Raw genomic sequence first — 12,834 nt, 5'->3', positions numbered from 1 at the left:
TAAATCAAATATTATTAAGAATGTAAATATAAAGAGAAGTCTTGGCAATAAAAAAACCAGATGTTTTAATTCTAGATGATAATAAGAATGTAATCATCTATGTTGAGCAAAAGATACCAAGTAAATTTAAGAGTGATAAGGATATTGAAGGTGCGATTAAACAAGAGATAGATGTCGCAAAAGCTTTGGGTGCACTTATTTATATTGTAAGTGATGGTGATTCTTTTATCTGGATCAATCCTAAAACCGGGAAAAAGATTTTAGATGAGAATGGATATGAAATTAATTTAGCGATAAAGCCAAAAGAAAATGGCAAACAAATTGTCAAGTTCATTAACGATATTTCATTATCTATTTCAGAAACAAATAATCAGATATTGAAAAAGGAATTTTTAGATCCTACTGATTTAGCTCAAAAGATTAATCGAATTTTAAAGAATTTAACTTTTGCATCAGCAAAGATGTCTTTATATACTTTTGTTGAGTTGTTTCTCTTTAAATATTTATCTGATATTGGTGTTTTAAATGGAGAAAATAGTTTTGAATACATTGTTTCTTTATATGAAAAAGAAGGATATTCTACCGCCTATGTCTTAGGAAAATACCTAGAAGGCGCTAGAGAGACAATGGTTAAATTGTTTCCAAAAGGTATAGATGGAACAAGCATTATCAATGGTCAAGTTTTTCATATTGAAAGAGATGAACAAAACGAATTTGTCAGCGTTGATAATACGGATACAGTATTTAAATCTGTTATTTTGGAATTTGAAAAATATGATAAAAAATATGGAAAATTCTTAAATATAAGTAAAGACTTTAAGTCAAAACTCTTTGAAACTTTTATGAAAAATAGTGATGACAAGAGTGATATGGGGCAGTTTTTTACACCATTAAAAATAGTAGACGAAATGGTTTCTATGGTAGATATTTCTGAGGGAATGACTATTTGCGATCCTGCTTGTGGTGTTGGAAAGTTTTTGCTTGAAGCAGTTGAAAAACGTATAGAAGATAGTTATAGCTATTCTAAAGGAAAGTTAGCCTCTAAAATTCGATTTTTTGGCTATGACAAGATGATGTCTGAAAAAGACGATATCACAATTATTCTTGCTAAAGCTAATACGTTAATTTATTTTTCTGAATTATTCCAGCAAAATAATAGTTTTAAAGATGTACAAACAATTGCGAAAACGCTATTAAATGATTCATTCTATTTACATAAGAGTATGTTAGGTACTCTGGAAAATCTGAAAGAAAATAGATACGACCTAATTCTAGCAAACCCTCCTTATTATCAAAGTAAGGAAATGTCAGACCTGGCTAAAGCTAAGGATATTTATAAGTATGGTGGTAGTGGTGTTGAAGCTCTCTTTTTAGAATGGATTATGCGTTCCGTAAAACATGGTGGTGTTGCCAATATTGTTTTACCGGATGGTATTTTTTCTAATCATGCAAATAAAAAGTTAAAAGAAAAGTTAAAAGAACTCTTTTTTATAGACGCTTTGATTTCTTTACCTGTCAACGCTTTCTTTAACACACCTAAAAAAACTTACATTTTAACCATCCATAAGAAAACAGAGAATGAGATTGAAAATAATATCGTACAAGATTATCCTGTTTTCACCTACATTGCAGGTAGCATTGGTGAAACCTTAGATGTTTATCGATTTGATTCTGAAGAAAATGACTTAAAGCAAGCTGTCGTCAAATATAATTTTTATCGTCAATCTCAAGATAGAAATGATTTACAAGAACCAATCAAATCCCACCTTTTAGGTGATTCTAGACTAAAATTACTTCCAATTGAGGAATTAGATAGTAAGAAGAGTTGGATTATTGAAAATTGGTGGTCTGAGGAAGAAAAGATTGCTATTGGTCTAAAAAAAGAAAGACAAGTCGTTTCGATTGATGAATTCCAAGCAATGATTGATGATATGATTTCTCTTATGCAAGATTTCAAGGAGGAATTAGAATGGTTGAAGTAAGAAGCAAACTTGTAACACTTTCAGAACTATTTACCAATAAAAGAGGAAATAGTAAGTACACGAAAGCTTACGTTAATAAAAATACTGGTGAGTTTGAAGTTTACACTGGTTCAACTAAAACTTCCTTTGGATTTATAGATACATATGAATATGAATCTCCTCATTTAACCTATACAACAGATGGAGAGTATGCTGGAACTCTGGAAATTTTACAAGGTAAATACAATGTTGGAGGACACAGAGCTATTTTAATAAGTAAAGTGGATAATCTATCCCTATCTTATTGTAAATATGTTTTTCAAAGTGTATTCTATAATTCTGTAAGACGTGGTGATGTTCCATCATTAGCTTGGTCTCAAATCAAAGATATAAGAGTTAGCATTCCAGTTACTGAAGATGGAGAATTCGACCTTAAAAAACAAGAAGAAATTGTTCGTAAGTTTGAATTAATTGAAGCACGAAAAGTAGAATTGGCTGAAAAGATTGAGGCGATCAAGTCAGTAGATGTGAATATTATGTCAGGAGAGACTTCTAAGACTACTTCAATTAAAGTTGTAGATTTGTTTGACTTGACTGTCTCAACAAATTCTTCAAAATTTACCAAGACATTTGTAAAAGAAAATTCGGGTGATATACCAGTTTATGGTGCTAGTAGTGATAGTTTACCAAGTTATGGTTATGTGAAAGACAATGCTGTAATTATAGACAAAGATGGTAAACATGAGTTCCCTGTTCGCTATTTTGAAAATTGCTTGACTTACAATATAGATGGTCTTGCAGGATATGTTTTTTATCACGAGGGTCGTTTTAGTTTAAGTGAAAAAGTACGCCCGTTAGTTATAAAAGAAGAATACGCAGACAAGGTCAACCCTTTATACCTAAAACAAGTTTTAGAGCCAATTTTTCGCTCTCATGTTAAAGGTAGGAAAGGGGAAAATGGTAAAAATGAGTATACAAAGCTAAATACTTCCATGATAAAAGATTTAGAGGTCGTGCTTCCTCTTACCTCTTCGGGAGAAATTGACCTTGCAAAGCAAAATCAGATTGTAAAAAATTCTCAAATAATCCTTGAAATGAAAAATAATATTGAGAAGAAAGGATACCGGTTTATTCAATCGAATCTAGACTTTAATTCGAACAATGTTCCATATATATATATATATAACCTTAGCTAATTTGTTTGATTTGAAACGTGGTTCTAGTAAGTATACGAAAAAATATTGCTTGGATAACAAGGGGAAGTATCCTGTTTACTCAGCCAATAATTCAGTTCCTCTTGGCTATCGAAACGATTTTGATTTTGATGGTTGTTTTGCTACAATCTCTGTCAATGGTATAGCAGGGAAGATAACTTTAATTGATAATAAGTTTTCTTTGAATGCAGATAGAATGATTTTAATTCCTAAACAGGAAAAAATAAACATTGATTATATTGCTTATATTTTAGAACCACTTTTAAGACAGCAGGTTAAAGGAAGACGTGGAGAGAATGGCAGAAATGAGTATACAAAAATAGAAAGAAAAGTAATTTTGGATACTAAAATTCCTGTTCCTTTTAATCGCTTTGGTGAAATTGATTTAGAGATACAAAAGGACATAGTGGAAAAAAATAATAAATTAAAAAATATAAAAACCGTACTAGGAGAAGAAGTTGAAAAATTATTGAATTTTGAATTGAAATTTTAAGAAGGAGGAACTATGCCTGAATTACCTGAGGTTGAAACGGTTCGTCGTGGCTTAGAAAAATTGATTTTGGGAAAGAAGATTTCTAATATAGAGATTGCTTATTCTAAGATGGTTAAGACAGATTTGGACGAGTTTCAAAAGGAAGTGCCTGGTCAGATTGTTGAGTCAATGGGACGTCGTGGAAAATATCTACTTTTTTACCTGACGGACAAGGTCTTGATTTCCCATCTGCGAATGGAAGGTAAGTATTTTTACTATCCAGACCAGGTACCTGAACGCAAGCACGCCCATGTTTTCTTCCAGTTCGAGGATGGAGGCACGCTTGTTTATGAGGATGTACGCAAGTTTGGTACTATGGAACTGCTGGCACCCGACCTATTGGAAGCTTACTTTGTTTCTAAAAAATTAGGCCCTGAGCCAAGAGAGAAGGATTTTGATTTGCAGTCCTTCCAAGCTGCCCTAGCCAAATCTAAAAAGCCTATCAAATCCCACCTCCTAGACCAAACCTTGGTAGCTGGTCTTGGTAATATCTATGTGGATGAGGTCCTCTGGCGGGCTCAGGTTCATCCAGCTAAACCTTCCCAAAGTTTGACAGCTGAGGAAGCGAAAGCAATTCATGACCAGACCATTGCTGTTTTGGGTCAGGCTGTTGAAAAAGGGGGCTCGACCATTCGAACCTATATCAATGCCTTTGGGGAAGACGGAACCATGCAGGATTTCCATCAGGTCTATGATAAGACTGGTCAAGCATGTTCACGTTGTGGTACCATCATTGAGAAATTCCAGCTCGGTGGACGAGGAACTCATTTTTGTCCCCAGTGTCAAAGGAGGGACTGATGGGAAAAATCATCGGAATCACAGGAGGAATTGCCTCTGGTAAGTCAACTGTGACAAATTTCCTAAGAGAGCAAGGCTTTCAAGCGGTGGATGCCGACGCGGTCGTCCATGATCTACAAAAACCTGGGGGTCGTCTTTATCAGCTCTTAGTTCAGCACTTTGGACAGGAAATCATCCTTGAAAATGGAGAACTCAATCGCCCTCTTCTGGCTAGTCTCATCTTTTCAAATCCTGAGGAGCGGGAATGGTCTAAGCAAACACAAGGAGAGATTATTCGTGAGGAACTAGCAGCATTGCGAGATAAGTTAGTTCAGACAGAATCGATTTTTTTCATGGATATTCCCCTACTTTTTGAGCAAGACTATGCCAACTGGTTTGATGAAACGTGGCTGATTTATGTGGATCGAGATATCCAATTAGAACGTTTCATGAAACGGGATCAACTTTCTAAGGATTTAGCTGAATCTCGACTTTCGGCCCAGTGGTCTTTAGAAGAAAAAAAGGGCTTGGCGACTCATGTCCTAGATAACAATGGCAGTCGTGATCAGCTTGTGAGTCAAGTGGTGAAGTTACTTGAAGGAGGCGACAGCTGTGCAAGAGATTAGTTGGAAAGAGAATCTTCGTGTTGCCTGGTTTGGTAGTTTTTTAACGGGGGCCAGCATTTCCTTGGTCGTTCCTTTTATGCCTATTTTTGTAGAGCAGTTGGGAATCGAGCAGGATCAGGTTGCTTTCTATGCTGGATTAGCCATCTCAGTTTCGGCTGTTTCAGCAGCTCTAGTTTCTCCCATCTGGGGTATTCTTGCTGACAAGTACGGTCGAAAACCCATGATGATTCGAGCAGGCCTTGCCATGACCCTCACTATGGGAGGTTTGGCCTTTGTTCCGAATATCTATTGGCTACTCTTTCTGCGCTTGCTTAATGGTGTATTTACTGGATTTGTCCCCAATGCAACAGCCTTGATTGCTAGTCAGGTACCTAAAGATAAGTCGGGAGCAGCTCTGGGAACTCTATCTACAGGTGTTGTTGCAGGAACACTAACGGGTCCCTTTGTTGGAGGTTTTATTGCTGAAATTTTTGGCATTCGTAATGTCTTTTTATTGGTAGGTGCTTTCTTATTTGTAGCTGCAATCTTAACTATTTTCTTTATCAAGGAAGATTTTCAGCCAGTAGCTAAGGAGAAGGCTATTCCAACAAAAGAGTTGTTCGGTTCAATCAAACACTCTCATCTTTTGATTAATCTGTTTTTAACTAGTTTTGTCATTCAATTTTCAGCTCAATCAATTGGACCAATTCTGGCTCTCTATGTGCGGGATTTGGGGCAATCCGAAAATCTCCTCTTTGTATCAGGCTTGATTGTATCTAGTATGGGATTTTCTAGCATGATGAGTGCTGGAGTGATGGGAAGGCTTGGTGATAAACTAGGAAATCATAGGCTTTTAGTTGCAGCGCAGATTTATTCAGTCATCATTTACCTTCTTTGTGCTCATGCAACCAGTCCCCTTGAACTCGGCTTGTATCGTTTTCTATTTGGTTTGGGAACGGGTGCTCTGATACCAGGTGTTAATGCATTACTTAGTAAGATGACTCCCAAAGTAGGCATTTCAAGGATTTTTGCATTTAATCAAGTCTTTTTCTATCTTGGAGGTGTTGTTGGTCCCATGACTGGTTCAGCAGTAGCAGGGCAATTCGGCTACCACTCTGTTTTTTATGCTACAGCAGCCTGTGTAGCTCTCAGTTGTTTATTCAATTTAGTTCAATTTAGATCATTATTAAAAGTAAAGGAAATCTAGTGCGAGTAAAAATCAATCTCAAATGCTCCTCTTGTGGCAGCATGAATTATCTAACCAGTAAGAACTCCAAAACCCATCCAGACAAGATTGAAGTTTTAAAGTATTGTCCTAAGGAAAGAAAAGTAACCCTACATCTTGAATCTAAGTAGAATTTATGGTAAAATAATAGGGATTTTAAGGAGTTTGATATGTACAACCTATTATTAACCATTTTATTAGTATTATCTGTTGTGATTGTGATTGCGATTTTCATGCAACCAACCAAGAACCAATCCAGCAATGTATTTGATGCCAGCTCAGGTGATTTGTTTGAACGTAGTAAAGCGCGTGGTTTTGAAGCTGTGATGCAACGTTTGACAGGTATTTTAGTCTTTTTCTGGCTAGCCATTGCCTTAGCATTGACGGTATTATCAAGTAGATAAGAAATGGGCGAGACTAGGTCTTAGCCTATTTTTATTTTGAATAATGTTTACTAAAGTTATCCATCAAAAAAATTATAAAAATCTAGAAAGAAAACATGAAAGATAAAATTAAAGAATATTTAGAAGAGAAGGGGCGAGTGACGGTAAATGACCTGGCTCAGGCTCTCGGAAAGGATGGATCCAAGGATTTCCGTGAGTTGATTAAAACCCTGTCTCTGATGGAAAGAAAGCACCAGATTCGATTTGGAGAAGATGGTAGCTTATGTCTGGACCAAAAGAAGAAACATGAGATTACTCTCAAGGGGATTTTTCATGCCCATAAAAATGGCTTTGGTTTTGTCAGTCTGGAAGGCGAAGAGGACGACCTTTTTGTAGGAAAAAACGATGTCAACTATGCCATTGATGGCGATACCGTTGAGGTGGTCATCAAGAAAGTTGCTGACCGTAATAAAGGAACAGCTGCCGAAGCCAAAATTATCGATATCTTAGAACACAGTCTGACAACCGTTGTCGGCCAAATCGTTCTAGATCAGGAAAAGCCCAAGTATGCTGGCTATATCCGTTCAAAAAATCAAAAAATCAGTCAACCTATTTATGTGAAGAAACCAGCTATCAAGTTGGAAGGGACAGAGGTTCTCAAGGTCTTTATCGACAAATATCCAAGTAAGAAACACGATTTCTTTGTCGCTAGTGTGCTGGACGTGGTGGGACACTCGACTGATGCTGGGATTGATGTCCTTGAAGTCTTAGAGTCCATGGATATTGTTTCAGAATTTCCAGAAGCTGTTCTCAAGGAGGCGGAAAGTGTTCCTGATGCTCCATCAAAAAAGGATATGGAAGGCCGTCTTGATTTAAGAGATGAGCTTACCTTCACCATTGACGGCGCGGATGCCAAGGACTTGGACGATGCAGTTCACATCAAGACTTTGAAAAATGGCAATATGGAACTCGGAGTTCACATCGCGGATGTTTCCTACTATGTGACTGAAGGCTCTGCCCTTGACAAGGAAGCCCTTAACCGCGCAACTTCTGTCTACGTGACAGACCGTGTAGTGCCTATGCTACCAGAACGACTGTCAAATGGCATCTGCTCTCTCAATCCTCAAGTTGACCGCCTGACCCAGTCTGCTATTATGGAAATTGATAAACATGGTCGTGTAGTCAACTACACTATCACACAAACGGTTATTAAGACTAGTTTCCGTATGACCTATAGTGCTGTTAATGATATTCTAGCTGGTGACGAGGAGAAGAGACAAGAGTTTAAGAAAATTGTTCCTAGTATCGAGTTAATGGCCAAGCTTCATGAAACTCTAGAAAACATGCGTGAGAAACGTGGTGCCCTTAATTTTGATACCAGCGAAGCTAAGATTTTGGTAGATAAAAAAGGCAAGCCTGTGGATATTGTCCTTCGTCAACGCGGCGTTGCAGAGCGGATGATTGAGTCCTTCATGTTGATTGCCAACGAAACAGTTGCCGAGCACTTCAGCAAGCTGGATCTACCTTTTATTTATCGTATCCATGAGGAGCCTAAGGCTGAAAAAGTTCAGAAGTTCATTGATTACGCTTCGAGCTTTGGATTGCGAATTTATGGGACTGCCAGTGAGATTAGCCAGGAGGCCCTCCAAGACATCATGCGTGAGGTCGAGGGAGAGCCTTATGCGGATGTATTATCCATGATGCTTCTCCGTTCTATGCAGCAGGCGCGCTATTCGGAGCACAATCACGGCCACTATGGACTTGCTGCGGACTATTACACTCACTTTACCAGTCCGATTCGCCGTTATCCAGACCTACTAGTTCATCGGATGATTCGCGACTATGGACGTTCCAAGGAAATAGCAGAGCATTTTGAGCAAGTGATTCCAGAGATTGCGACCCAGTCTTCCAACCGTGAGCGTCGTGCTATCGAGGCTGAGCGTGAAGTCGAAGCTATGAAAAAGGCTGAATACATGGAAGAATACGTTGGTGAAGAGTACGATGCGGTTGTATCCAGTATCGTCAAGTTCGGTCTCTTTGTCGAATTGCCAAATACAGTTGAAGGTTTGATTCACGTCACCAATTTGCCTGAATTTTATCATTTCAACGAGCGTGATTTGACTCTTCGTGGAGAGAAATCAGGCACAACTTTCCGTGTAGGACAGCAGATTCGCATACGGGTTGAAAGAGCCGATAAGATGACAGGTGAGATTGATTTCTCTTATATTCCAAGTGAGTTTGATGTTATCGAAAAAGGCTTGAAACAAGCTGGTCGCAAAGACAGAGGTCGAGGTTCAAGTCGTCGTTCAGATAAGAAGGAAGACAAGAGAAAATCAGGGCGCTCAAATGATAAGCACAAGCATTCACAAAAAGACAAAAAGAAAAAAGGAAAGAAACCTTTTTACAAGGAAGTAGCTAAGAAAGGAGCCAAGCATGGCAAAGGGCGAGGGAAAGGTCGTCGCACAAAATAAAAAAGCGCACCACGACTATACAATCGTAGATACGCTAGAGGCAGGAATGGTCCTGACTGGAACTGAAATCAAGAGCGTTCGAGCTGCTCGAATCAATCTCAAGGACGGCTTTGCCCAAGTAAAAAATGGGGAAGTCTGGCTGAGCAATGTTCATATCGCCCCTTACGAAGAGGGCAATATTTGGAACCAGGAACCTGAACGCCGACGCAAACTCCTGCTCCATAAGAAGCAAATTCAAAAATTGGAACAAGAGACCAAAGGGACAGGAATGACCCTTGTACCCCTCAAAGTCTATCTCAAAGATGGTTATGCTAAACTCCTTTTAGGACTTGCCAAAGGAAAACATGACTATGACAAACGGGAGTCGATCAAGCGTCGTGAACAAAACCGCGACATCGCGCGTGTGATGAAAGCTGTCAACCAGCGTTAAGAAGAGGAAGTAAAATGGAAAAATTAATTGCCTATAAACGGATGCCCTTGTGGAATAAACAGACCATGCCTGAAGCTGTCCAGCAAAAGCACAATACTAAGGTCGGCACTTGGGGAAAAATTACTGTCTTAAAGGGGGCACTCAAGTTTATTGAGTTGACTGAAGATGGTGAGGTTCTAGCTGAGCACCTCTTTGAGGCAGGAGCTGACAATCCTATGGCACAACCGCAAGCCTGGCACCGAGTAGAGGCTGCCACTGATGATGTAGAATGGTACTTGGAATTTTATTGTAAACCTGAGGATTATTTCCCTAAGAAATACAATACAAATCCAGTCCATTCAGAGGTCCTAGAGGCTATGCAGACGGTGAAACCAGGAAGAGCCTTGGATTTGGGTTGTGGTCAAGGACGTAACTCTCTCTTTCTTGCACAGAATGGTTTTGATGTGACAGCTGTGGATCAAAATGAATTGTCCCTTGAAATCTTGCAAAGCATTGTAGAGCAAGAGGATCTAGACATGCCTGTCGGACTTTATGATATCAATTCAGCCAGCATTAGCCGAGACTATGATTTTATCGTATCGACAGTTGTTCTAATGTTTCTTCAAGCGGACCGCATTCCAGCTATTATCCAGAATATGCAGGAGCACACCACGGTCGGTGGTTACAATCTTATCGTCTGTGCTATGGATACGGAGGATTATCCTTGCTCAGTCAACTTCCCATTCACCTTTAAAGAAGGGGAGTTGGAGGACTACTACAAGGATTGGGAATTGGTCAAGTACAATGAAAATCAAGGTCATTTGCACCGTCGTGATGAAAATGGCAATCGCATTCAACTACGCTTTGCGACCATGTTAGCTAAAAAAGTCAAGTAAATCAAACTTAACTCAGCGAATAGAAACCACTTTGCAAGGTTTCTATTCGTTTTTGTTTGCGTTGGGTGATTGGGGCAAGCAGGATTTTATGCTATACTAGAAGTAGGAAAAATGAGCAGTAGAACTGTATTACTGTCACTCTCGGCGCAAGAAAGTCTTTATGATGGAGGTGGTCCAATGACGAGTCTTTTGGTGGAACTGTATGATCGGCATGTATTGGAAAAGAATGTCTACCAAGCCTTTGTCAGTGATTGTGACGAGATTCTTTTTCTATCTTTGACGAAAATAAGCAATGAAGAGAAACTCTCTCTCCGTCATTTTATCCTGGATGAAGTCCCCCATATCCAACGAGTGACCTTTCGTCAGCTATCCTTAGAACAACTAGCGGACCAATTAGATTATTGCCTAGCAAGTTACGACCAAGTCCTTCTCGATGTTTTTGGCGGAGATTCTCTACTAGCCTTATCTCTCTATCAGTATGGCTTGGATCGGCAGCTCCCCATCGTTGCCATGGATGTCGAGCGGGGCAAACAATACAAGTGGACAGCTAGTCAGTTGGAAAAAGAAGACTTGGACATTCCAACCCTAAGCATCCAACAGTTGATAGCCTTGCGTGGTGGAAAAATGCTCAAATCCAAACGCCCTATCCACTCGGCTCAGCAAATTGCTGCCATCAAAAAATTAGCCAGCTCAGCTATTGCCAATCCCGCACGCTGGTACCAAGTGACCCAATTTTTCTCGCTGGCTAAGACCAATGACCTTCATGCTGAGACAGAAAAGATTCTGGAAAACAACGGCAAGTATTATCACTATCCAGAATCCCTCACCCCTTTACTAGTGGAAGCGGGGATGCTTCGTATTGAAAGTGAGGCCAAGGAGCGAGTAAGCTACAGCTTTCCAAGTCAAGAAGCCCAAGTCTTTTGTCGCAACAAAGGGCATATTTTAGAATTGTATCTCTATCTCTTGGCGCTTGAATCTCAGCTGTTTGATGAGTGCATGATAGGCGGTGAAATTGATTGGAATGGTATCTTTCCAGAGGCGGATAATGTTCAAAATGAGATTGATGTCATTCTGAGAAAGGGGCGCTCGATTACCTTTATCTCTTGCAAGATGACAGATTTATCAGTTGAAGCTATCAACGAACTAGAAGTCTACGCCAATCATTTTGCTGGGGAGAGTTGCCTCAAGTTAATTGTCTGTACGGGAAAAATCAATCCCGTTTATGCCAATCGCTGCCAGGAATACGGCGTGCTGGTCATTAGAAGTGAGCAGATTCCCAATCTCATTCCCATGCTAAAAAAATTTTCTAAGAGACACAAAGGATAAGAAATAATATTAAGAAAGGCTGGAATTCCAGCCTTTTTTACTTCTTTTTCGAATAAATGAGAAAAGGAGGTAGACCATGTTTGTAGCCAGAGATGCCAAGGGAAATTTGGTAAATGCCCTCGAAAAAGACGTAACTAAACAGCCCTACACTTGTCCAGCCTGTGGTGGCGGACTACGATTACGTCAAGGACAGAGTATTCGAACGCATTTTGCCCATGAAAGGTTAAGAGATTGCATCGCTATTTTCGAGAATGAAAGTCCAGAACACATGGGCAACAAAGAGGCCCTTTATCACTGGGCCAAGAAGGACAGTCAGGTCGCCTTAGAATATAGTTTGCCCGAGATACAGCAGATAGCGGATGTTCTCGTCAATGAGAAACTAGCTCTGGAGGTTCAGTGCAGTCCCTTGTCTCAAAAGCTTTTAGGCGATAGAAGTCAAGGATACCGCAGCCAGGGCTATCAGGTTATCTGGCTACTGGGAGAAAAACTCTGGTTAAAAGAGCGATTAACACAATTGCAAAGGGGATTCCTCTATTTTAGTCAAAATATGGGATTCTATGTTTGGGAACTAGATTTCAAAAAGCAAGTTTTGAGACTTAAATATCTTTTACATCAGGACCTACGTGGCAAGCTTCATTTTCAAGTCAAGGAATTTCCCTATGGCCAAGGAAATCTCTTGGAAATTCTACGATTCCCCTATCAAAAACAAAAACTGCCTAGTTTTACGGTTGCCCAAGATTCAACTATCTGTCACTACATTCGCCAACAACTATACTACCAAACGCCTTACTGGATGAAGAAGCAGGAGGAAGCCTATCATCAAGGAGACAATCTATTAAACCGTCAACTAGACGACTGGTATCCTCAAGTCAAGCCGATAGAATCGGGTGATTTTTTGCAGATTGAAACGGATTTGGCTAGCTATTATAGAAATTTTCAGGCCTATTATCAAAAGAATCCGAAAAATAATCGCCAAAAGCTCTATCCACCAGCTTTTTATCACTTATATTTCTCAAAAAATGTGGTAAAATAGAA

Annotated in this window: 13 protein-coding genes; all 13 read left to right on the top strand. The window is 39.4% G+C overall.

What is annotated here, in order from left to right:
* Positions 1-41 precede the first annotated feature (41 nt).
* The 13 genes from B7708_RS03285 (at position 42) to B7708_RS03225 (ending at position 12,832) form a co-directional block, all read left to right on the top strand.
* Positions 42-1,982, top strand: coding sequence for an HsdM family class I SAM-dependent methyltransferase (locus tag B7708_RS03285; protein WP_239822451.1), 1,941 nt, complete (start codon positions 42-44; stop codon positions 1,980-1,982).
* On the top strand, positions 1,970-3,157 hold the full coding sequence (locus B7708_RS03280) for a restriction endonuclease subunit S (RefSeq protein ID WP_084973737.1): 1,188 nt from the start codon (positions 1,970-1,972) through the stop codon (positions 3,155-3,157). The genes B7708_RS03285 and B7708_RS03280 overlap by 13 nt, the downstream gene beginning before the upstream one ends.
* 1 nt (position 3,158) lies before the next feature.
* Positions 3,159-3,668 (top strand): restriction endonuclease subunit S, encoded by a 510-nt coding sequence (locus B7708_RS03275; protein ID WP_084918509.1) that lies wholly within the window; start codon positions 3,159-3,161, stop codon positions 3,666-3,668.
* Positions 3,669-3,680: 12 nt separating this feature from the next.
* The gene (gene mutM / locus B7708_RS03270) at positions 3,681-4,505 is read left to right on the top strand and encodes a DNA-formamidopyrimidine glycosylase (RefSeq protein ID WP_084973733.1); all 825 of its coding nucleotides are present in this window, start codon (positions 3,681-3,683) and stop codon (positions 4,503-4,505) included.
* The gene (coaE, locus tag B7708_RS03265) at positions 4,505-5,110 is read left to right on the top strand and encodes a dephospho-CoA kinase (protein WP_084973731.1); all 606 of its coding nucleotides are present in this window, start codon (positions 4,505-4,507) and stop codon (positions 5,108-5,110) included. The genes mutM and coaE overlap by 1 nt, the downstream gene beginning before the upstream one ends.
* Positions 5,097-6,296 carry a multidrug efflux MFS transporter gene (locus tag B7708_RS03260; protein WP_084973729.1) on the top strand — a complete coding sequence of 400 codons (1,200 nt, stop codon included), beginning with the start codon at positions 5,097-5,099 and terminating at the stop codon, positions 6,294-6,296. The genes coaE and B7708_RS03260 overlap by 14 nt, the downstream gene beginning before the upstream one ends.
* Complete coding sequence (gene rpmG, locus B7708_RS03255) at positions 6,296-6,445, top strand: 50S ribosomal protein L33 (RefSeq protein ID WP_007519517.1); 150 nt, start codon at positions 6,296-6,298, stop codon at positions 6,443-6,445. Before B7708_RS03260 ends, rpmG begins: the two co-directional genes overlap by 1 nt.
* A gap of 39 nt (positions 6,446-6,484) precedes the next feature.
* Positions 6,485-6,718, top strand: coding sequence for a preprotein translocase subunit SecG (secG, locus tag B7708_RS03250; RefSeq protein ID WP_000282517.1), 234 nt, complete (start codon positions 6,485-6,487; stop codon positions 6,716-6,718).
* Between the two features lie 95 nt (positions 6,719-6,813).
* Positions 6,814-9,168 carry a ribonuclease R gene (gene rnr / locus B7708_RS03245; RefSeq protein WP_084973727.1) on the top strand — a complete coding sequence of 785 codons (2,355 nt, stop codon included), beginning with the start codon at positions 6,814-6,816 and terminating at the stop codon, positions 9,166-9,168.
* Positions 9,131-9,598 carry an SsrA-binding protein SmpB gene (smpB, locus tag B7708_RS03240; protein WP_001051743.1) on the top strand — a complete coding sequence of 156 codons (468 nt, stop codon included), beginning with the start codon at positions 9,131-9,133 and terminating at the stop codon, positions 9,596-9,598. The genes rnr and smpB overlap by 38 nt, the downstream gene beginning before the upstream one ends.
* A gap of 14 nt (positions 9,599-9,612) precedes the next feature.
* Positions 9,613-10,473, top strand: a complete 861-nt coding sequence (gene tehB, locus B7708_RS03235) for an SAM-dependent methyltransferase TehB (protein ID WP_084973725.1) — start codon at positions 9,613-9,615, stop codon at positions 10,471-10,473.
* A 177-nt stretch (positions 10,474-10,650) separates the two neighbouring features.
* Positions 10,651-11,799 (top strand): PDDEXK family nuclease, encoded by a 1,149-nt coding sequence (locus B7708_RS03230; RefSeq protein ID WP_084973724.1) that lies wholly within the window; start codon positions 10,651-10,653, stop codon positions 11,797-11,799.
* Positions 11,800-11,875: 76 nt separating this feature from the next.
* Positions 11,876-12,832 carry a competence protein CoiA gene (locus B7708_RS03225; RefSeq protein WP_084973722.1) on the top strand — a complete coding sequence of 319 codons (957 nt, stop codon included), beginning with the start codon at positions 11,876-11,878 and terminating at the stop codon, positions 12,830-12,832.
* The last annotated feature ends 2 nt before the right edge of the window (positions 12,833-12,834 follow it).

The organism is Streptococcus oralis subsp. dentisani (assembly GCF_002096615.1).
GTDB lineage: Bacteria > Bacillota > Bacilli > Lactobacillales > Streptococcaceae > Streptococcus > Streptococcus oralis_U.
The sequence above is the reverse complement of the archived record's forward strand: the minus strand, read 5'-3'. Positions and strand labels throughout refer to the sequence as shown.